This window comes from Cobetia amphilecti, from assembly GCF_020217465.1.
In the GTDB taxonomy this organism is placed as follows: domain Bacteria; phylum Pseudomonadota; class Gammaproteobacteria; order Pseudomonadales; family Halomonadaceae; genus Cobetia; species Cobetia amphilecti.
Window position 1 is genome coordinate 707,185 of the sequence record NZ_CP084115.1, and the last position, 18,898, is coordinate 726,082.

Genomic DNA, 18,898 nt, shown 5'->3' on the forward strand with positions numbered 1-18,898 from the left:
CCCAAGGGGTTTGCGCAGGCAAACCGCCGGGATTGCGACAGGATCGAGACATATCGGTCAGCATGATTCATATTGCGAGTCGCGAGGCCACAAGCCTCGGGACTCAGGCATCGCAAGATGCCACCGTTTCGCCTGACGACCATAGCGAGCGTGAACCACCCGATCCCATGCCGAACTCGGAAGTGAAACCGCTTAGCGCCGATGGTAGTGTGGAGTTTCTCCATGTGAGAGTAGGTCATCGTCAGGCACTTATACTGAACCGCCCCTGTAGCCTTGCTGCAGGGGCGGTTCTCTTTGTGGTGAGAAAAGTTGCGCAAAGCAAGAGACGTACGCGCTTCGTGAGGCGTCTGCTGCGCCCATGACGACGGCCTGAGCGTTGTCACAGCCCCATCACGTACATGCACGCTTGTAGAAGGCAGAGGCGAGAGGCTAGACTCCCCAGCCTTCTGTATTGGAGATGATGATGCAACCTCAAGAACTGTTGCTGTATTGCCGCCCTGGCTTCGAGGCTGACCTGGCCGCAGAAGTCAGCGAGAAAGCGGCGTATATCGGCACGCCGGGTTATCCGATTGCGGCACGCGACAGTGGCTTCGTGCGTTATGTGGTGACGGGTGATGAGCCCGCCAATGCCCTGCATCGTGACATGCCGCTACAGGCGTTGGTCTTCGCTCGTCAGACCCTGGTGGCGCTGGAGCCGCTGGTCGGCATGTCGCGGGAGAATCGTGTCTCGCCGATTCTGCAGCAGGTGGTCGACGCCGGCTGGAGCTTCGAGGAGATCCGCCACGAGATGCCGGATACCAATGATGGCAAGGCACTGTCGGGGCTGGGCAAGGCCGTCGGTCGCCCGCTGGAGTCCGCGCTGAAGAAGCGGGGTGCCCTGCGCCGCAAGGCCGGTGGTCGGGCGTTGCATGTCTTCTGGACGGATGGCGATGAAGTCCAGCTGGGCATGAGCTTCCCGGGCAACCGCAGCGAATATGCCAATGGCATTCGTCATCTGCGTTCGCCGAGTCGTGCGCCCAGCCGCTCCACGCTCAAGCTGGAAGAGGCGTGGCACGAATTCGTGCCGCGCGATCAGTGGGAGCGTCGCATCGCCACTGGCATGCAGGCAGCGGATCTTGGTGCCGCCCCGGGTGGCTGGACCTTCCAGCTGGTCGAGAAGGGCATGTTCGTGTTCGCGATCGACAATGGTCCGATGAACAAGGACCTGATGGCGACAGGACAGGTCGAGCATCTCAAGGAAGATGGCTTCACCTGGGAGCCGCCGCTGCGCCTGGATTGGCTGGTCTGCGATATCGTCGACAAGCCGATTCGCGTGACCGAGATGGTCGAGCGCTGGCTGAAGAAGCGCTGGTGCAACGAGGCCGTCTTCAATCTCAAGCTGCCGATGAAGCAGCGCTGGAAGGAAGTCTCTCGCTGCCTCGACTATCTGGCCGCCAGTCTCGAGCGTTCCAACGTCGGTGCCGAGATTCGCTGTCGTCATCTGTATCACGACCGTGAAGAGGTCACTGTGCACGTGCGCATCACGCACTGACTGGCTGTTGCTCAATCAGCATGCACGAGTGGCACATGCCCCATACAAGAACCCCACGGCCTGCCCAGGTCGTGGGGTTCTTGTATGGGGCGCCTGATGCCTTCGCTCGCCGGAGAGGCGCGCTCAGGTATGCTCCAGCAGGATTATCCGCTCCGGTTGGGATAGCATGGGCGCCAGGCGCGCCATCATGCGATCTCTGGCCGGACTGACCGACCATTCCTGCCATGCTCGCGCATCGCGCCATGAGGTGATCAGGATGCGGTGACCCGCGCGGCCGGTTTCCATCAGATTCTCGCCCGAGATGAAGCCCGGGACATGCGTAGCCTCGCGTACGACTTCACGCGAGGCCTGTTCGTAATCCTGTTCCAGTCCCGGCATGATATGCCGTTCGATCAGAACCTTGATCATGCCTGTCTCCCCTTTTTTGTACGTGCCGCCAGCCAGGGCGGCAGGATTGTCAGGAGTCTTCGATGACCGATATCACATTGCCCGAGGCCGATGCCGAACTGGAAACCAGTGGCCTGTATTGCCCGGAACCCATCATGATGCTGCACAACAAGGTGCGTGAGCTTGCCTCGGGTGATCTGTTGCGGGTGGTGGCGACCGACCCTGCCACCACCCGTGATGTGCCCAAGTTCTGCGCCTTTCTCGGCCACACCCTGGAGCTGAGCCACGAGACGCCGGAACAGTTCCTGTATTACATCCGCATCAGTTGAGCGCCATCCGCAGCCGCTGAGTCGCTGGCCATGACTAGTCCTCAGGCTTCGCGGTCATGGACCTCGACGCAGACCTGGTCGCTCTCGCCGGTCATCATCAGCGCGAGAGCCTCCAGCGTCGCCGGGTCCTGCTCGCGAATCTGATTGGCGATGGCGCGCTGGAAGAAATAGACCACATCATGTCGGCTGCGCCCCGGGTACAGGCAGTCGTCGCCGGCCAGCACGGGTGTCTGGGTGACGCGAGCCTCATCGACCAGCAAGGCCTCGATGTTGCCATCGCTGTAGAGACGCCAGCCGAAGACCTGCTTGAGCTGCCACTGAGTCTCGCCGTTGGTCATGCACAGCGCATGGGTACCCAGCGTGTCCGGCAGTTGCTGCAGCAGCGTCGTCTTGTCCGAGACTTCATAGTCGTAATAGGCCGCGGCATGTTCGAGCTCGAACACCTTGTGGTCAGGCGCCAGCATGAAGACTTCGTCGGTTTCCGGGTCGCGATAGCCGACGAAATGCCCCTGCTGCGGGTCTTCCAGCTCGTGGCAGGGCATCAGCCCCTCCATCCACGGCACCATGCCGACGACTTCACCATCCTCGCGCAGCCCCCAGGCCAGTACCGGAATGCTGTAATAGCTGTCCGGGTCGCTGTCGAGCTGATAGAGCATTTCCAACCCGTCGTGTTCCGGCGCCAGCCGGAGAATACGACGTCGTGCACGCATCCTGTCACGCATGACACTCAGGTCGATGACCTTGGCGGAGCGGGGGGAAGATACTGGTACGCCCATGACGAACCCTCCTCAGCAGCTTGTCGATCGTCCTCGGCGTGTGCTGGTGCGTTCTCTCGCTTCTGCCATGTGTGTCGTCAGCGAGAGAGCACTGCCTTGAATAACCATTAGCACAGCCAGAGCCCTGACGGTAACCCCTCCTTGGACGAAATGACCGTCTATCAGCTTTTTCGTGTTTAAACGCAAAAGCCCCGCGTCACCTTGTCGGGTGTCGCGGGGCTTGCTCATCATGGCGATTCAGGCAGCTGTCAGCCCAGCATCCGGGCCGAGCTTCCTGTTGGAATGCAGGCTGAGATGCAGGCGCTATCCGGCAGGCATCACTGGCTCGCCAATGCCTCGTCGCGCACGCCACGGCGCGCGATGATCCACAGGCGCCAGCCGAGCAGCAGCGCCGCCACGGTCAGGCCGGCCACCATGCCGATCCAGTAGCCATAGACGCCCATCTGCTCGATGGGCCAGGGCGAGATCGGGAAGGCCTCACTGCCGACGCCCAGCAGGTGTCCGCCTCCCAGCCCGACTACCCAGTAGGCGAACATGGTGATCAACATGATGATGCGCGTGTCCTTGAAGCCGCGCAGTGCGCCTGCCATCGCGACCTGCAGGGAGTCCGAGACCTGATAGAGCATCGCCAGGGTGATCAGCGACATGGCCAGGGCCTGGACCTTGAGGTTGCTGGTGTAGAGCGCCACGGCCGGCTCGGCCAGTACCCAGATCACGATGTCATTCACCAGCGCCACCACCAACGAGAAGGCCACGCCATTCCAGGCCACGAAGCGTGCTTCGCGCATGTCGCCACGGCCGATGGTGTGACCGACGCGCACGGTCAGGGCCATCGCCATCGACAGCGGCAGCATGAACAGCAGCGAGGTGAAGTTGAGCGCGACCTGGTGGGCCGCGACCTTGATCTCGCCGAAGCTGGCCACGAACAGGGCGATGACCGTGAACAGCGTGACCTCGAAGAAGATCGCGATCCCGATCGGCAGGCCGACCTTGAGCAGTTCGCCCATCTGCTTGAAATGGGGAGCGCTGGGTTGGCACCACAGCGCCACGGCGCGATATGCGCTGCTGTAACGCGTGTAGGCGAACATGCTCAGGCACATGATCCACATCGCAAGGCCGGTGGCGATACCGCAGCCGGCGGCGCCCATGGCCGGAATGTCGCCCAACAGTCCCGGCAGGGTGATCCCCAGCAGGTCATCCACGCCCGCAGACCCGTAGATCAGCACGTAATTGAGCGGGATGTTCGATATCAGGCCGATCAGGCTGATGATCAGTGCCGGGCGGGTATGGTTCATGCCGTCCGAGTAGGCGCGCAGGACCTGATAGAAGGCGGCACCCGGCATGCCCCAGGCGATGGCCATCAGATAGAGGGTCGCCTGCTCGGCCACGGCCTCAGGCACCTCCATCAGGGTGAAGATCGGCGCGGCCAGATACCACAGCGCAAGCCCGGACAGGCTGCCGAGCACCAGCGAGATCCACAGCGATTGATGCACGTTGCCACGCACCTCACCACTGCGATTGCCCCCCATCAATTGCGCGACCACCGGCGTCAGACCCATCAGGGTGCCCGCCATCAGCAGCAGCAGGGGCACCCACAGGCTTGAGCCCACCGACACGGCTGCCAGGTCCGTGGCCGAGGAGCGTCCCGTCATCAACACGTCCACGGCACTCATGCCTGCCTGAGCCAGCTGCGCGCCACAGATCGGCAGCGCCAGAGTCAGCAGGCGTGAGGTTTCCGCTCTGACGCGGGGAATCAGTGGCGGAGGCGGAGAACCGGGGGCCGTCTGAGGCTTGGAGGGGGTGGATGAATCGGCGGGGGGCACGGCAGGCTCCTGCTAGTAATCGAGAATCATTCTTGCTTGGCGCGCCATCCTAGCAGATAAGCAGGTTTCATGAACGCAAGCTGATGAATTATCACGGCTGTGAGCGACACTGTCAGCTGAAATGACGCGCTATACGCTAGCCACGTACAATGAGCCATCCGACAGAGCAGGTTTTCCTGCCGCCATCGAATGCCCACACACTGCCAGCGCTTGCCGAGAATTGCCGTGTCGTCCCATGAGTCCCTACCTGCCGTCCATTGCTCTGATTCCGCCAGCGGGAGTCCCCGTCGTGCGCATGACCTCGCCACCTTGATGGCATTGTTCGACGGTCTGTTCGGCGACACCTTCAACACCTTGCTGCGCTGTGATCCCGAGGAGCCGCTCTATCTTCCGGCCGGCATGCAGGGGGAAGGCAGGCATGTGCCGGAATCAGAGCTTGGCTATCACCGCATCTATCTGGCACGTGGCTTCTTTTCCAGCGCGCTGCATGAGATCAGCCATTGGTGCATCGCAGGCGCCAGACGGCGGCTCGAGGAAGATTACGGCTACTGGTATGCACCGGATGGCCGCGACGCCGAGCAGCAGCGTGCCTTCGAGAGTGTCGAGGTCGCGCCGCAAGCGCTGGAGCTGCTGTTTCACCGGGCGGTGGGCAAGCCGTTTCATGTCAGCGTCGACAATCTTGAGCTGGAGGTGGATCGAGACGCCTTCGCGCAACGTGTGATGCAGCGCGCCGCCGATGTCGAGCAGCGCGGCCTGCCCGCCCGGGCCGCTGCCTTCCGCCACGCACTCGCCGGTGTCTGGCAGCAGGGGATGCCGCTTGAGCAGGCCATCGCCCATGCCAGGCCCCTGTTGCCTGCGGTGGGGGAGGACGGCCGACTGGCGTGATGCCTTGTCTGAGCATGCCAGGCGGCAGTGGCGTCGCCCGCTGGGCTTGCCTCCCGGTACTCGCCTCCCTGAGCGGGATTGCATTATCTGCAAATCAGCGTTGCACTCACGTTGCAGGTGTCAGGGCTTTGTGATTAGAATGATTCGCATTGACACAATGGTTCCGCTTTTACTGTCCTGCAGGTCTGCTCTTGGCAGTCCTCGTCAGGACAGGACACCTTGAACAGGGGTATTCGATGACTGCTGTATCCATGATTTCTGCATCCTCCGCTCGCAAGCTGTTGTTGAGTGCGCTGGTCGGCGTGACGGCTGTCACGGCCATGCCGGCGCAAGCCCAGGAAGAGGTGAACGTCTACTCCTATCGTCAGGCCTATCTGATCGAGCCGTTCCTCAAGGAGTTCACCGAGGAGACCGGCGTCAAGGTCAACGTGGTATTCGCCAAGCAAGGTCTGGCCGAGCGTCTCAAGCGTGAGGGTCGCAACACGCCGGCTGACGTCCTGCTGACGGTGGATATCGGTCGCCTGCAGGAGCTGGTCGACGAAGAGCTGGTCAAGAGCGTCAATGACGACGTCATCGAAGCCAACCTGCCCGAGCAGTATCACGGTCCTGACAACCAGTGGTTCGGTATCACCACCCGTGCACGCGTGCTCTACACCAGCGTCGAGCGTCTCGAGGCCGGTCAGGTCGCAAGCTATGACGACCTGGCGGACCCGAGCCTCAAGGGCCGTGTCTGTTCGCGTGCCGGGGATCACCCCTACAACGTGGCATTGATCGCCTCGCGTATCGCCCACAACGGCGAGGAAGCGACCCGCGAATGGCTGGAAGGCTTCAAGGACAACCTGGCGCGCAAGCCGCAGGGCGGGGACCGCGATCAGATCAAGGCGATTCGTGACAACGTCTGTGACGTGGCCATCGGCAACAGCTACTACTACGGCAAGATGCTCGACAACGACGAGCAGCGTCCGTGGGCCGAGAAGGCACGCATCGAGTTCCCGGACCAGAACGGTGTCGGCACGCACATGAACATCTCCGGCATGGCGATGACCAAGTACGCGCCGCACGAAGAGAATGCGCTCAAGCTGATGCGCTTCTTGACCGAGAAGACCGCCCAGCACATGTATGCCGAGGTCAATTTCGAGTACCCGGCCAACCCGGCTGCCGAAAGCTCGGAGCTGCTGACGTCCTGGGGCGAGTTCAAGCAGGATGACCTCTCGCTGACCGAGGTCGCCAAATACCGCAAGCGTGCTGCTCAGATGGTCAATGAAGTCGGCTTCAACCAGTAACGGCACTCACCGCTGGCGCAAGCCATCGGGTGGGATGTCATGAACGAAGAGGGGCTGTCGCGATGCGACAGCCCCTCTTCGTTTGAGTGAACAATGTAAAATAGACGCAATTGCAGTTGGCAGGTCAGTGAGGAAGAACAGATGACGCAAGGCAAGCGGCTGTTGGTAAAGCGAGGTGCGAGCCTTGAAGAGGAAGCCTGCACGGCAACCAGCGCGACGGAGCTCGCCCTGGAGCGCGCGACTCACGGCACGTCAGGCGCCGAAGACGCGGCGATAAGACGCCGTCAGCGGCGCCTGGGCACGCACATGGGGTGGTTCGCGACGGCCTGGGGGGTCGCCGCGCTGGTGGTGATGCCGGTGCTGGCCGTCATCTGGCTGGCGTTGTTCGGCGATGATGGCAGTGATCAGGCCGGTGACGGCATCTGGCCGCACCTCGTCTCCACCGTGCTGCCTGACTACGTCATGACGAGTCTGGCGCTGGTGGCCGGCGTGGCGGTGCTCAGCGGCAGCATGGGCGTGGTGTCGGCGTGGCTGACCACCATGTATCAGTTCCCGCTGCGGCGTACCTTCGAGTGGTCGTTGCTGCTGCCGTTCGCGATTCCCGCCAACGTCATCGCCTACATCTACACCGATGTCTTCGAATATGCCGGGCCCTTCCAGGGCGCGCTGCGTGCGCTGTTCGGCTGGGACTCGCCGCAGGATTACTACTTCCCCGAGATACGCAGTCTGGGCGGCGCCATCCTGATGCTGTCGCTGGTGCTGTTTCCGTATGTCTTCATGCTGGCGCGCTCGGCATTTCTCGATCAATCGCCGTCACTGCGCGATGCCAGCCGCACCCTGGGTTGCAATGGCTGGCAGAGCTTCTGGCGCGTGGCGCTGCCCAGTGCACGCCCGGCGATCGCCGTCGGCCTGGCGCTGGCGATGATGGAGGCGCTCAATGATTTCGGCACCGTCGATTACTTCGCGGTGCGTTCGCTGACTGCCGGCATCTTCAATGTGTGGCTCAACATGGGCAGCCTGCGCGGTGCGGCCCAGATCGCGCTGTGCCTGATGATCTTCGTGGTCACGCTGATCTGGCTGGAACGGCATGCCCGGCGCCGGCAGCGTCAGTTCGGCAAGGGCGATCGCTATCGTCGCTATCGTCGTCCGACCTTGCATGGCTGGCGCGCCGGGCTGGCGACACTGGCTTGCCTGCTGCCGCTGCTGTTCGGCTTCCTGTTGCCGGTGGGGCTGCTGACGCGGCATGCCATTCGCTACTTCGAGGAGTCGTGGACGCCGGACTTCGCCGGTTACGCGCTCAATAGCCTGATGCTGTCGGTGAGTGCTGCCGTGCTGACGCTGATCATCGGGGTGCTGCTGGCCTACGCCAAGCGGCTGGATCGCACCGCCAGCGTACAGCAGGCGCTCAAGCTCTCGAGTCTCGGCTATGCCATGCCGGGGGCCGTGCTGGGGCTGGGCGTGCTGGTGCCGCTGTCCGGTTTCGACAACGCGCTGGACAGCTTCCTGCGCGCCAACTTCGGGTTCTCCAGCGGTCTGCTGCTGACGGGCACCATGGGCGCGATCATCATCGCCTATGTGGTGCGCTTCCTCGCTATCGCCGCGGGTTCCATCGAATCGAGCCTCGACAAGGTCACGCCTTCGATGGACATGGCGGCGCGCTCGCTGGGCGAGAACACCTTCTCGACACTGCGCCGGGTGCACCTGCCCTTGATCCGTCCCGGCTTGCTGACCGCGGCGCTGGTCGTCTTCGTGGATGCCATGAAGGAGCTGCCGGCCACCTTGCTGCTGCGGCCCTTCAACTTCGACACGCTCGCCACCCACGTCTATCAGTACGCCTCGGATGAAATGCTTGAGCAGGCGGCGTTGCCGGCGCTGGTGATCGTGGTGGTCGGCATCCTGCCGGTGATCGTGATCTCGCGCACCATCGTGGCCTCGCGCAGCGAGTCATGATGAAGACAGCGTCGGCATCAGCTTATTGCCATATGAGAGTTGTTCCTCGTGTGGAGATCGCCTAGGGTGCAGCGCTCGACACTGACAGAACAACGCCGGAGATGATTCGCACGATGCTCAAGCCTTACGTAGCCAAGATGCGTGGTGGCCCCCTGAAGCGGGGCAGGCCGCATGTTGCCGATGCCTTGTGGTCATGGCTCGGGGCCTTTCTGGGCATGGCGCTGATCGGCTGGCTGTCCTCGCACTATCTGGCGGTCAGCTCGCTGTTGCTGGTGGGGTCCTTCGGCGCGACCTCGGTGCTGCTCTACGGCGCGCCGCACAGTCCGCTGGCCCAGCCGCGCAATGTGCTGGGCGGCAACATGCTGTCGGCACTGGTCGGTGTCGCCTGCTATCACTGGCTGGGCGATGGCTGGCTGGCGGCGGCCATGGCGGTCTCGGTGGCACTGCTGGTCATGCAGTTGACGCACACCCTGCACCCGCCGGGCGGCGCCACGGCCTTGATCGCGGTGATCGGCGGTCAGCCGCTGCACGAGCTGGGCTACTGGTACGCCCTGTTGCCGGTGGGGCTTGGCTGCTTGGCGATGCTGGTGCTGGCGGTGTTGATCAACAATCTGGCGCGTCATCGCCGCTATCCGCTGCACTGGCATTGAACCCATCGGATGCGCGCTTCTGCAGGCGACGGCGGAAGATGGTAGACTGGGCCATCGCCTGACGCGAGCGACTGGCAGCAGCCGGATGAGGTCCCTCTGACCGACTCTTTCTTTTCTGCGCCTGATACGCCTCGCTCCCTCTCCCGGCACGTGCCCGGCCAGGCGCCATTCCTTAATGATCGACCAGCACGTGGCCGGTCAGCCGAAGAGATATTGATGACTGAGACTACTGCCAATTTCGTCCCGGCGTTTGCCTCCCTGGGGCTGTCCGCTCCTGTCCTGAAAGCGATCGCCGAGATGGGCTATTCCACGCCGTCTCCCGTCCAGGCAGGTGCGATTCCTGCCGTGCTGGAAGGCCGTGATGTGATGGCTGCCGCGCGCACCGGGACCGGCAAGACCGCCGGTTTCGCCCTGCCGCTGGTCGAGCGCCTCTCGCAGAGCGCTCCCGCGGGTGCCCGCAAGATCAAGGCCCTGATCGTCACGCCCACGCGTGAACTGGCCGCGCAGATCGACGAGAACGTCACTGCCTATTCCCGTCACCTGAAGCTGCGCAATGCCGTGGTATTCGGTGGCGTGAAGATCAACCCGCAGATCAGCCGACTGTCCTCTGGCGTCGAGATCCTGACCGCCACGCCGGGCCGCCTGCTGGACCTGCACTCCCAGAAGGCCATCGACTTCTCCGATCTCGAGACGCTGGTGCTGGATGAAGCGGATCGCATGCTGGACATGGGCTTCATCCACGACATCCGCCGTCTGCTCAAGCTGCTGCCGACCAAGCGTCAGACGCTGCTGTTCTCCGCGACCTTCTCCGATGAGATTCGCGGCATGGCCAACAAGCTGCTGAATGACCCGGTGGCGGTGGAAGCCAGCCCGCGCAACACCACGGCCGAGAAGGTCGAGCAGCATATCCACACCGTGGAGAAGAGCCACAAGCCTTCACTGCTCAAGCACCTGATCATCAAGGAAAACTGGCACCAGGTGCTGGTCTTCACCCGTACCAAGCACGGTGCCAACCGTCTGGCGACCAAGCTCGAGAAGTCCGGCATCAGTGCCGCGGCGATTCACGGCAACAAGAGCCAGAATGCGCGTACCAAGGCACTGGCCGGCTTCAAGAACGGCGAAGTGCGCGTGCTGGTCGCGACGGATATCGCAGCGCGTGGCCTGGATATCGAGCAGTTGCCGCAGGTCGTGAACTACGAACTGCCCAACGTGCCGGAAGACTACGTGCACCGTATCGGGCGTACCGGCCGTGCCGGCGCCAGTGGGCGTGCCATCTCGCTGGTCTCCAGCGATGAGCGCAAGGAACTCGGCGGCATCGAGCGTCTGCTCAAGGGCAAGCTCAAGCGCGTCGAAGTGGAAGGTTTCGTGCCGGAAGTCGATGTCGAGCCGGAACGTGAACCGCGTCAGCCGCGTGGTGGCCAGCGTTCGGGTGGCCAGCGCTCTGGCGGCGCACGCTCTGAAGGTCAGCGTTCTGGCGGCCAGCGTACTGGCAGCAAGCCTGCCGGTGAAGGCCGTGGCAATGGCGGCCAGCGTTCTGGCGGTCAGCGCTCTGAAGGCCAGCGCACTGGCGGCAAGCCTGCTGGTGAAGGTCGTGGCAATGGCGGCCAGCGTTCTGGCGGTCAGCGCTCTGAAGGTCAGCGTACTGGCGGTCAGCGCTCTGAAGGTCAGCGTTCTGGCGGCGCGCGTTCTGGCGGCCAGCGCACTGGTGGTCAGCCTCAGCAGATCGCACGTGTCGATGATGACAATCGCGGCAACCGTGCACCGGTGCAGCGTGAAGTCGATGGCAATCGCGTCGCGCCGCAGCCGGAGGTGAACGGCAACCGTGCGCCGAATGCGCCGAGCAATGATGAGCGTCCGCGTCGCCGCTCACGTGGTGGTCGCAACCGCTCCAGCGGTGGCAACGGTGGTGGCCGCTCCAACGGCTGAGCCGCGCCGTAGAGGCCAAGGCTGAAACGAGAACGCCCCGACAACCTTGCGGTTGTCGGGGCGTTTGCGTGTCAGGAGCAGGAGCGTCTGTTCAGACGTCTTCTTCCCAGTCGATCTCGTAATCCGGGCCAGTGCCCTGGATGTCTTGCTCGCCACGCACGCCATCACCGCGCAGGCGGGTATGGATGGCCAGCATCACCAGCACCTCGTTGTCCGGACGGAAAGGCTGCAGGCCCTGTTCGAACAGCATGTTGTTGCGCTCGCGCGCCCAGTCACCCGGGGCAAGCTCAGGGTAGAGGCCTTCCGCCGGCGCGAACTCGATGAAAGGGTCCATGTTGTAGGCGTCGAACAGGCGGGCCAGTGCCTGCTCGTCATCCATGACGCCGGTGGTATAGAGCGTGGTCTGGTAGTAGTCCTGCTCCAGCTCCTTGAGCACATCGAGGGGGCTGACGCCGAAGCTGCGCAGGTCGTCCAGGCTGTAGTCGCCCAGCTCCAGCATCTCGCCATCCAGCCATTCGTCGTCCGGCTGGATCAGTACATGCTTCATCTGGCCATCGGGCAGCGCCCAGGCGATGGCCAGCGGCAGACTGGAGTCCTCGCCGGTCTCGACGGCGATGAAGGCGGGGAAGTCCCCTGTTTCGGGTTCATATTCGTGCATGGTGATGTCCAGAGCAGGGAAGCGTGCAGGGAAAGTCGTTGATGCCGATTACAGGCGGAAGAAGCGTGTGGCAGTGGCGGTGGTAGCCTGTGCGAGTTCTTCCATGTCGATACCGCGCAGCGCCGCGACCTCCGCCATGATCCACACCAGCAGTGAGGGTTCATGACGGCGCCCCTTGAGCTTGGCGGGCAGATTGCGCGGTACCAGATAGGGGCAATCGGTTTCCAGCATCAGACGCTCGAGTGGAATCTCGCGGCACAGGCTGCGCAGGTGTTCGCCTCGGCGCTCATCACACAGCCAGCCGGTCAGCCCGATGTGCAGGTCGAGATCGAGATAGCCGTAGAGCGTCTCGCGCTCACCGGTGAAACAGTGCACGACGGCGTGACTGATATCGTCGCGCCAGTGCTTGAGCATCTCGAGCATCTGGCGACCGGCGTCACGTTCATGCAGAAACAGCGGCAGGCCTGTCTCGGCGGCCAGCGTCAGCTGCGCTTCGAACGCCCGGGCCTGTTCGGCGGGGGTCGAGAAGTTGCGATTGAAGTCGAGGCCACATTCCCCCACCGCGACGACCTCTGGCTGCGTCAGTAGCTCTCGGATGCCGCGTTCGACGCCATCGTTCCACTGACTGGCCTCATGCGGATGCACGCCGGCGGTGGCAGAAAGGCCACGATAGCGTGCCGCCAGCGCCTGGGCCTCACGCGAGCCATCCAGGCTGGTGCCGGTCAGGATCTGCCGGCTGACGCCCGCCGCGCGTGCTCGCAGCAAGGTGCCCTCGACGTCGCGCGCGTAGCTCTCATGCGTCAGGTTGACGCCGATGTCGACCAGCGCAGAGGGGCTGGCGAAACGCAGCTCCGGTGCCAGCAGCGTCAGCGCGGCCGCGATATCGGCCTCGCCGAGTTCAAGGTCGTCACACAAGGCGGCAAGCGTCTCGTCGGACAGCCGCTCGCTATCATAGTAGGGCAGGGAGGCAGGATCGGCATGCGGGGGAAGCGCGGACATCGGACACCCTTGGGATCGCGGGGAGGGAGAAGACACGTGACAGCGCAAGGCCGGGCAATAGCCCGTCGGCCTGGCACTCGATAGCGCTGCATGACAGGCGGGCCTTGGCAGTGCAGGGCACGTGACGTGATTGCAAGCGGTCGGCCATTCTACCCAAGGCGCCGGCGTCTTTCAGCCCTTGCGGCGTCTTCCATCGCCTGCACGCTGCGCCTCGGGTAGAATGGCAGCATTCTCCGGCGCGCGTCGCTGGCGGCGGCCTGTCCGCCTGACTCCCACTTCCTCCGTGGCCTTCCCGGCCGTGGACCCGTCACGAGTTGCTGCTGCACATGGCATTGTTACGACTGGAAAATCTTCAGCTGGCCTATGGCCATCACGTCTTGCTCAACGGGGCGGACCTTGTCGTCGAGCGCGGCGAGCGTCTGGCGCTCGTCGGCCGCAACGGCACCGGCAAGTCGACCCTGCTCAAGCTGATCACCGGCGAATTCCAGGCCGATGCCGGTGAGCTGTGGAAGGCGCCGGGCCTCAAGATCGGCGTGCTCTCGCAGGACCTGCCGGCCGCCGAAGGACGCACTATCTTCGATATCGTCGCTGAAGGCCTGCCGAAGGCGGGCGCGCTGCTGGCGGAGTACCATCACCTGATCAGCGACCCCGAGCCGGACCTCAAGCGTCTCGAGCATGTGCAGGTCGCGCTGGAAAGCGTCGATGGCTGGCAGTTCCAGCAGCGTATCGATACCGTGCTGACCCGCCTGGGCCTGCCGGAAGACACCATGATGGAAGACCTGTCCGGCGGCTGGCGTCGTCGTGTCGCGCTGGCGCGTGCGCTGGTCTCCGACCCGGACCTGCTGCTGCTCGATGAGCCGACCAACCATCTGGATCTCGATACCATCGCCTGGCTGGAAGAGCAGGTCGCGGCCTTCTCCGGCGCCGTGCTGTTCATCACCCACGACAGGGCCTTCCTGAAGCGCCTCGCGACCCAGATTCTGGAGCTGGACCGTGGCCGTCTCGGGCGTTATCCGGGCGATTACGCGGCCTACCAGGCCCAGAAGCAGCACGAGATGGATGTCGAGGCCAAGGAGAACTCCGAGTTCGACAAGAAACTGGCCCAGGAAGAGACCTGGATCCGCCAGGGGGTCAAGGCGCGTCGTACCCGCAATGAAGGCCGTGTGCGTGCGCTGGAGAAGATGCGTGCCGAGCGTGGCCAGCGGCGTGAAGTGCAGGGCCGTGCGCGTATCGCCGTCGACTCCGCCGAGCGCAGCGGCAAGCGGGTCGTGGAGCTGGAGAACGTCAGCTATCGCTACGACGAGGCGCAGGAGCAGTGGGTCATCCGTGACCTGAGCGTCGAGATCCAGCGCGGCGACAAGGTCGGCCTGCTCGGGCGCAACGGCGCGGGCAAGACCACGCTGCTGCACATTCTGCTCGGTCAGCTGGAAGCCAGCGAAGGCAAGCGCATCGAAGGCACCAAGCTGCAGATCGCCTACTTCGATCAGCTGCGCAAGGGCCTCGACATGGAAGCCACCGTCTACGACAACGTGGCGCGCGGCAGCGACCGTGTCACGGTCGGCGGGCGTGACATGCACGTGATGAGCTACCTGCAGAACTTCCTGTTCACGCCGGACCGCGCGCGTCAGCCGGTTCGCTCCCTGTCAGGGGGCGAGTCCAACCGTCTGCTGCTGGCGCGTCTGTTCACCATGCCGGCCAACGTGCTGGTGCTCGATGAGCCGACCAACGATCTGGATGTCGAGACGCTGGAGCTGCTCGAGGAGCTGTTGCTCGACTTCGACGGCACCGTGCTGCTGGTTTCCCACGACCGTGCCTTCATGGACAACGTGGTCACCAACATCCTCGCCTTCGAGGGCGACGGGGTCGTCAAGCCGTATGTCGGGGGTTACAGCGACTGGATACGTCAGGGCGGGCATCTGCCGCCGGCGCCGTGGGAAGTCGAGCGTGAGCGTGAGGAAAATCACCGTCGTGATGCCCAGGCAGAAGACGAGCGCCGCAAGCGCGAGGCCGCCCAGGCGCAGCAGGCCAACAAGAAGGTCAAGCTGCCCTACAAGTTCCAGCGCGAGCTGGACCTGATTCCGGCGACCATCGAGAAGCTGGAAGCGGAGATCGCGACGCTGGAAGCCGAGATCGCGGCGCCGGAGTTCTACACCGGGGATGCCAAGACGGTGAAGAACACGCTGGAGAAGCTCAGCCACAAGCAGCAGGTGCTGGAAGAGACGATGGAACGCTGGATGGAACTTGAAGCCATGCAGGAAGGCTGAAGCCGCAAGTGACGGTCTTGAGCACGTACGGTCATGAGTGACGATGCTTGATGACCGTACGGTGCAGAAAGTCCGTCAGCTGAACACACAAGAGGGCTGCCCATGTGCAGCCCTCTTGTCGTCCCTCACATGTCGTCGACGTGAGGTGTCGTCTGGCATGAGGTGTCGTCTAGCCGGCCGTCATCATTCCTCGCTGTCATCCGCGCCGACGCGCACCGCCAGCACGTCGCACTGGGCGCCGTGCAGGACACCCGTGGAGGTAGAGCCCAGCAGCAGCGCAAAGCCATGTCGACCATGCGAGCCGACCACGATCAGGTCCACGTCGTGTTCGGCCGCGAAGCGATGGATCTCGCTGTCCGGCATGCCGACCACCACGTACTGGTCTTCGGCGGCGATATCATGAGGGGAGGCGATCTCGCCAAGTCGTTCACGGGCGTGGGAATCCAGCTGGTCCTGGATGCTGGTCAGGTCCATCGGGATATCACCGCCATAGGCAAAACCCAGCGGTTCCAGCGTATGGATGATGGAAATCTTGGCGCCGTTGCGCTTGGCGATCGGCAGTGCCCGCTCCAGCACCAGATGGGAATCCTTGGTCAGGTCGACAGCGACCAGTACATGCTTGTATTCGTTGCTCATCCTGAGGTCCTCCCGCAGAGGTTGGCCATTCGAGTGGCGTCGTGCACCTGCTTCCATGCTAGGCTTGCCGCCCCCTTGAACACAATGACTTACATCAACGTAATGGCAGTGCGTGATACGCAACTCTGCGGGGCTGCATAGCCTATCCTGCGCTTTCACGCCACGTCCTGCTTGATGAAACCCTTGAATAGACAACCGTTGGATAGACGATGACGACTGCGCTGATCATCATTTTTGTCGTGCTGGCGATGCTGTCGCCGCTGACCTGGTTACGCCCCAGCAAACGCGAGACGCGCACTTCACTGGTCCGCAAGGCGGTGATCGCCGATGGCATGCGGGTGGACCTCAAGGCGCCGGCGCTTTCTGACGCGCCCAAGGGCATCGTCGGTTACCGCCGCCCCTGGCCGACCGAGCGCGATGTCACGCCCTTCATTCTGGTGCAGGATGAATGGGCCAGTGATGCCCTGCGTGAGGCGGTGCCGGGCTATCGCTGGCGCGAAGAGAGCCGCCTGGCGGATGACCCTGATGTCGCCGCGGCGCTGCTGCGCTTCACGCGCACGCTGCCGGAGGATGCCCTGATGCTGGAGTCGTCGCTCTCCGGCCTGACGCTGTGGTGGGGCGAGAGTCTGGATGTGGAGAGCTGCCACGACTGGCGGCGCGAATTCGAGGCCTTGCATGCGTTGTTGATCGACAAGGCGCCTATCTCGCACAAGCGTCGACCGCTGGTGGGCACCGAGCCGAAGATGCCGGACGCCTGACACGCGCAGCCTGCCCGCCTTCAGAAAAAAGCCCCCATCGAGTCACTCGGTGGGGGCTTTTTCATGTTCTGCTTGCGCTCATGTCCTGCTGGCGCGGCCGGCCACTTTCGGTCGGCGTATAGGCTCAGGCGCTCTCCGGCACCTTCTCGGAGATTTCCAGGCCATTGCGCTCCATGACGCGCAGGCATTCACAGAATTGATCGACCTGCGCCTCGCTCAGGCCCTCGAGCATCTCGATGCGAGTCTGCTCGGCGATGGCATCGATCTTCTCGATCAGTGGCAGCGCCTTGCGGGTCAGGAAGATGCGCTTGGTGCGGCGGTCTTCCTCACAGGCGCGGCGCTCGACCAGGCCCTGCTCGGTCAGTTGGTCCAGGGTGCGAACCAGCGACGGGGCTTCGATACCGATGGAGCGAGCCAGATCACATTGGGGCTGACCATCGCCCATGCGCCACAGGTGTACCAGCGTCATCCAGCGAGTCTGGGTCAGCCCTAGTGGGGACAGTCGCTGGTCCAGAATGGCGCGCCACAGGCGCGGCAGGCGGGAAAGCTTGAGTCCGATATCTTCATGCATGGATAGGTCGTCCGCTGAGTGCAAATGTGAAGGGGCTTTTGTCATTGGCGCGCGTCCAGCATCACTCAAACCTGAATGAGACTGATTCCTTGTGCGCGCCGCCCTTCACATCAGCATGCTAGGCAGTCTGGATAATTACAAGCCTGCGAACGAATTTTACGTCCAAGGTCGAGTAACTCAGCGTTCCCGCTTGTGGAGCGACTCATGATGACGACTGTCACAAACCCGGAATCAGGTTGGTGATACGCCAGCCGGGGATGCCGGGCGGCTGGCTGATGGTGCTGTCGGCCAGGGTCGCCAGCTGCGGATCCTCGCTGACCACGAAGCGCAGACTGCCGATGCGCTGTCCGTTCATCGTCTCGACATCGATGCGCCACTCGCCCTCGCTGCCCTGCGGGAAGGCCGTCTTGTGCGTCCAGGCTCGGTAGCCTTCGCTGCGCCCGCCGTTGATGTTCAGGGCGATGCGATCGACGACTTCGCCGTCATGCCGCCAGACGTGATAGACCTTCTCCGACAGGCCGCGCGGGGCGCGGATGGCCGTGAAGGCGTAGAGGCCTCGGGCGGAGAGTTGCGCAGGCGTCAGCTGCATCTCGCCACGGGGTGCGCGCGCCGCGGTATCGAAGTCCGGCGACAGGCTGCTGGCATTGATCCACAGCGTGGCGGGCGGGATCCAGGCGCGTGCCCCCCATGCGCCTACCCCGAGCATCACGCTGATGCCGATCATCGCCAGACCGCCGACCACCCCACGCGCGATGCGCAGGTTGGCGACGCTGGGCAGCGCGAACAGGCTCATGGCGGCACAGGCGGCCAGCAGGCTCTCACCCGTGGTCAGTTCCAGCAGCAGGGGCAGGGTGACCAGTACCACCACGAACACGCACAGGGCGTGGAAGCCGAAGTACAGCCAGCGATGGCGCTCGGCCAGCCGGTAGTAGAAGGGATCGAGAATCGACAGCAGGGTCGCGCCGCACAGCAGCAGCGTGAAGCCCGCCTGGCCGCTGGCCCAGTCGGTGGTCGCCAGGAAGAACGGCAGGGTGAAACACAGTGTCTCCTGCTGGATCAGCTGGGCCACGAAGGTCGCCAGCTTGCGGGGCAGGGCATTCTGGCCGCGGTGGCGGCGCAGACGGCTCCACAGGCCTTCGGCGATCAGGATCAACCAGGCCAGCATCATGCCCAGCGCCAGCATGCCGCCCAGCCATTGCTGACGATTGACAAGGAAGAAACTGCAGATGCCGGCGGCGAAGCCGATGGGCGGCCATAGCCAGTGCCAGCGCTTGGTGCGTTCGACAAGGCCGGTCAGGCGCAGATACAGGGCGGTGAGAGTGCTGCTCATGAAAGCATGATATCGATGAGGCCTTTGAAAGCCTGCTGGCGCGCGAGGAGGTGTCGCGGCCAGCATGCGGGTTGGGAAAGCGTTCAGGGTAACGCGGCTGCCTTGTGCGGTGTAGCGTCGATCTTTGCCTACATCGGCTGTC

General features: G+C 63.5%; 17 protein-coding genes and 1 rRNA gene. 10 read left to right on the forward strand and 8 right to left on the reverse strand.

The genetic code is table 11. From position 1 onward, the window contains the following. Positions 1–131 precede the first annotated feature (131 nt). A 5S ribosomal RNA gene (rrf, locus tag LCW13_RS02980) occupies positions 132–247 on the forward strand. A 210-nt stretch (positions 248–457) separates the two neighbouring features. Next, a complete protein-coding gene (gene rlmM, locus LCW13_RS02985; protein ID WP_131431318.1) occupies positions 458–1,531 on the forward strand; it encodes a 23S rRNA (cytidine(2498)-2'-O)-methyltransferase RlmM in 1,074 nt (357 codons plus the stop codon). Between the two features lie 123 nt (positions 1,532–1,654). On the opposite strand, the gene LCW13_RS02990 is transcribed toward rlmM, so the two are convergent. Further along, a complete protein-coding gene (locus LCW13_RS02990; RefSeq protein WP_043335322.1) occupies positions 1,655–1,939 on the reverse strand; it encodes an antibiotic biosynthesis monooxygenase family protein in 285 nt (94 codons plus the stop codon). 62 nt (positions 1,940–2,001) lie between these two features. On the opposite strand from LCW13_RS02990, the gene tusA reads away from it, so the two are divergent. Continuing rightward, complete coding sequence (gene tusA / locus LCW13_RS02995; protein ID WP_054555155.1) at positions 2,002–2,247, forward strand: sulfurtransferase TusA; 246 nt, start codon at positions 2,002–2,004, stop codon at positions 2,245–2,247. Between the two features lie 41 nt (positions 2,248–2,288). Here the strand turns inward: tusA and LCW13_RS03000 are convergent, their stop codons facing one another. Both LCW13_RS03000 and LCW13_RS03005 read right to left on the reverse strand, forming a co-directional pair. Then, the gene (locus LCW13_RS03000; protein ID WP_052384769.1) at positions 2,289–3,023 is read right to left on the reverse strand and encodes a hypothetical protein; all 735 of its coding nucleotides are present in this window, start codon (positions 3,021–3,023) and stop codon (positions 2,289–2,291) included. Positions 3,024–3,340: 317 nt separating this feature from the next. After that, positions 3,341–4,780, reverse strand: a complete 1,440-nt coding sequence (locus LCW13_RS03005) for an MATE family efflux transporter (RefSeq protein ID WP_225348098.1) — start codon at positions 4,778–4,780, stop codon at positions 3,341–3,343. Between the two features lie 378 nt (positions 4,781–5,158). Between LCW13_RS03005 and LCW13_RS03010 the strand changes: the two genes are divergently transcribed. The 5 genes from LCW13_RS03010 to LCW13_RS03030 all read left to right on the forward strand — a co-directional run bounded on the left by LCW13_RS03010 (position 5,159) and on the right by LCW13_RS03030 (position 11,540). Then, entirely contained in the window at positions 5,159–5,731 is a 573-nt protein-coding gene (locus LCW13_RS03010; protein ID WP_107335481.1) for an elongation factor P hydroxylase, read from the forward strand. Between the two features lie 236 nt (positions 5,732–5,967). Next, entirely contained in the window at positions 5,968–7,014 is a 1,047-nt protein-coding gene (locus LCW13_RS03015; RefSeq protein ID WP_225347558.1) for a Fe(3+) ABC transporter substrate-binding protein, read from the forward strand. A gap of 141 nt (positions 7,015–7,155) precedes the next feature. Continuing rightward, the gene (locus tag LCW13_RS03020) at positions 7,156–8,964 is read left to right on the forward strand and encodes an ABC transporter permease (RefSeq protein ID WP_225347559.1); all 1,809 of its coding nucleotides are present in this window, start codon (positions 7,156–7,158) and stop codon (positions 8,962–8,964) included. Positions 8,965–9,077: 113 nt separating this feature from the next. Beyond that, positions 9,078–9,614: an HPP family protein gene (locus LCW13_RS03025; RefSeq protein ID WP_043335366.1), complete on the forward strand. Its 537-nt coding sequence runs from the start codon at positions 9,078–9,080 to the stop codon at positions 9,612–9,614. Positions 9,615–9,830: 216 nt separating this feature from the next. Next, on the forward strand, positions 9,831–11,540 hold the full coding sequence (locus LCW13_RS03030) for a DEAD/DEAH box helicase (protein WP_404813660.1): 1,710 nt from the start codon (positions 9,831–9,833) through the stop codon (positions 11,538–11,540). Between the two features lie 91 nt (positions 11,541–11,631). On the opposite strand, the gene LCW13_RS03035 is transcribed toward LCW13_RS03030, so the two are convergent. After that, complete coding sequence (locus tag LCW13_RS03035) at positions 11,632–12,198, reverse strand: hypothetical protein (protein ID WP_225347560.1); 567 nt, start codon at positions 12,196–12,198, stop codon at positions 11,632–11,634. 48 nt (positions 12,199–12,246) lie between these two features. Next, complete coding sequence (locus tag LCW13_RS03040) at positions 12,247–13,197, reverse strand: TatD family hydrolase (protein ID WP_225347561.1); 951 nt, start codon at positions 13,195–13,197, stop codon at positions 12,247–12,249. A gap of 326 nt (positions 13,198–13,523) precedes the next feature. On the opposite strand from LCW13_RS03040, the gene LCW13_RS03045 reads away from it, so the two are divergent. Then, on the forward strand, positions 13,524–15,461 hold the full coding sequence (locus tag LCW13_RS03045; protein ID WP_225347562.1) for an ATP-binding cassette domain-containing protein: 1,938 nt from the start codon (positions 13,524–13,526) through the stop codon (positions 15,459–15,461). Between the two features lie 183 nt (positions 15,462–15,644). Here LCW13_RS03045 and LCW13_RS03050 read toward each other — a convergent pair whose 3' ends face one another. After that, positions 15,645–16,097, reverse strand: a complete 453-nt coding sequence (locus LCW13_RS03050; RefSeq protein ID WP_043335309.1) for a universal stress protein — start codon at positions 16,095–16,097, stop codon at positions 15,645–15,647. 209 nt (positions 16,098–16,306) lie between these two features. Here LCW13_RS03050 and LCW13_RS03055 point away from each other — a divergent pair, with 209 nt between their 5' ends. After that, positions 16,307–16,855, forward strand: a complete 549-nt coding sequence (locus tag LCW13_RS03055; protein ID WP_054555152.1) for a hypothetical protein — start codon at positions 16,307–16,309, stop codon at positions 16,853–16,855. Between the two features lie 124 nt (positions 16,856–16,979). Here LCW13_RS03055 and slyA read toward each other — a convergent pair whose 3' ends face one another. After that, positions 16,980–17,426 carry a transcriptional regulator SlyA gene (gene slyA / locus LCW13_RS03060; RefSeq protein WP_043335305.1) on the reverse strand — a complete coding sequence of 149 codons (447 nt, stop codon included), beginning with the start codon at positions 17,424–17,426 and terminating at the stop codon, positions 16,980–16,982. Between the two features lie 217 nt (positions 17,427–17,643). Then, positions 17,644–18,756, reverse strand: a complete 1,113-nt coding sequence (locus tag LCW13_RS03065) for a DUF5924 family protein (RefSeq protein WP_225347563.1) — start codon at positions 18,754–18,756, stop codon at positions 17,644–17,646. Positions 18,757–18,898: the final 142 nt, after the last annotated feature.

Bases quoted from the DNA above. Each gene is read 5' to 3' on its own strand.
- tusA (WP_054555155.1), top strand. From the start codon at position 2,002: ATGACCGATATCACATTGCCCGAGGCCGATGCCGAACTGGAAACCAGT.
- LCW13_RS03020 (WP_225347559.1), top strand. From the start codon at position 7,156: ATGACGCAAGGCAAGCGGCTGTTGGTAAAGCGAGGTGCGAGCCTTGAA.
- LCW13_RS03040 (WP_225347561.1), bottom strand. From the start codon at position 13,197: ATGTCCGCGCTTCCCCCGCATGCCGATCCTGCCTCCCTGCCCTACTAT.
- LCW13_RS03015 (WP_225347558.1), top strand. From the start codon at position 5,968: ATGACTGCTGTATCCATGATTTCTGCATCCTCCGCTCGCAAGCTGTTG.
- LCW13_RS03065 (WP_225347563.1), bottom strand. From the start codon at position 18,756: ATGAGCAGCACTCTCACCGCCCTGTATCTGCGCCTGACCGGCCTTGTC.
- LCW13_RS03045 (WP_225347562.1), top strand. From the start codon at position 13,524: ATGGCATTGTTACGACTGGAAAATCTTCAGCTGGCCTATGGCCATCAC.
- LCW13_RS03050 (WP_043335309.1), bottom strand. From the start codon at position 16,097: ATGAGCAACGAATACAAGCATGTACTGGTCGCTGTCGACCTGACCAAG.
- LCW13_RS02990 (WP_043335322.1), bottom strand. From the start codon at position 1,939: ATGATCAAGGTTCTGATCGAACGGCATATCATGCCGGGACTGGAACAG.
- LCW13_RS03010 (WP_107335481.1), top strand. From the start codon at position 5,159: ATGGCATTGTTCGACGGTCTGTTCGGCGACACCTTCAACACCTTGCTG.
- LCW13_RS03055 (WP_054555152.1), top strand. From the start codon at position 16,307: ATGACGACTGCGCTGATCATCATTTTTGTCGTGCTGGCGATGCTGTCG.
- LCW13_RS03000 (WP_052384769.1), bottom strand. From the start codon at position 3,023: ATGGGCGTACCAGTATCTTCCCCCCGCTCCGCCAAGGTCATCGACCTG.
- LCW13_RS03025 (WP_043335366.1), top strand. From the start codon at position 9,078: ATGCTCAAGCCTTACGTAGCCAAGATGCGTGGTGGCCCCCTGAAGCGG.
- slyA (WP_043335305.1), bottom strand. From the start codon at position 17,426: ATGCATGAAGATATCGGACTCAAGCTTTCCCGCCTGCCGCGCCTGTGG.
- LCW13_RS03030 (WP_404813660.1), top strand. From the start codon at position 9,831: ATGACTGAGACTACTGCCAATTTCGTCCCGGCGTTTGCCTCCCTGGGG.
- rlmM (WP_131431318.1), top strand. From the start codon at position 458: ATGATGATGCAACCTCAAGAACTGTTGCTGTATTGCCGCCCTGGCTTC.
- LCW13_RS03035 (WP_225347560.1), bottom strand. From the start codon at position 12,198: ATGCACGAATATGAACCCGAAACAGGGGACTTCCCCGCCTTCATCGCC.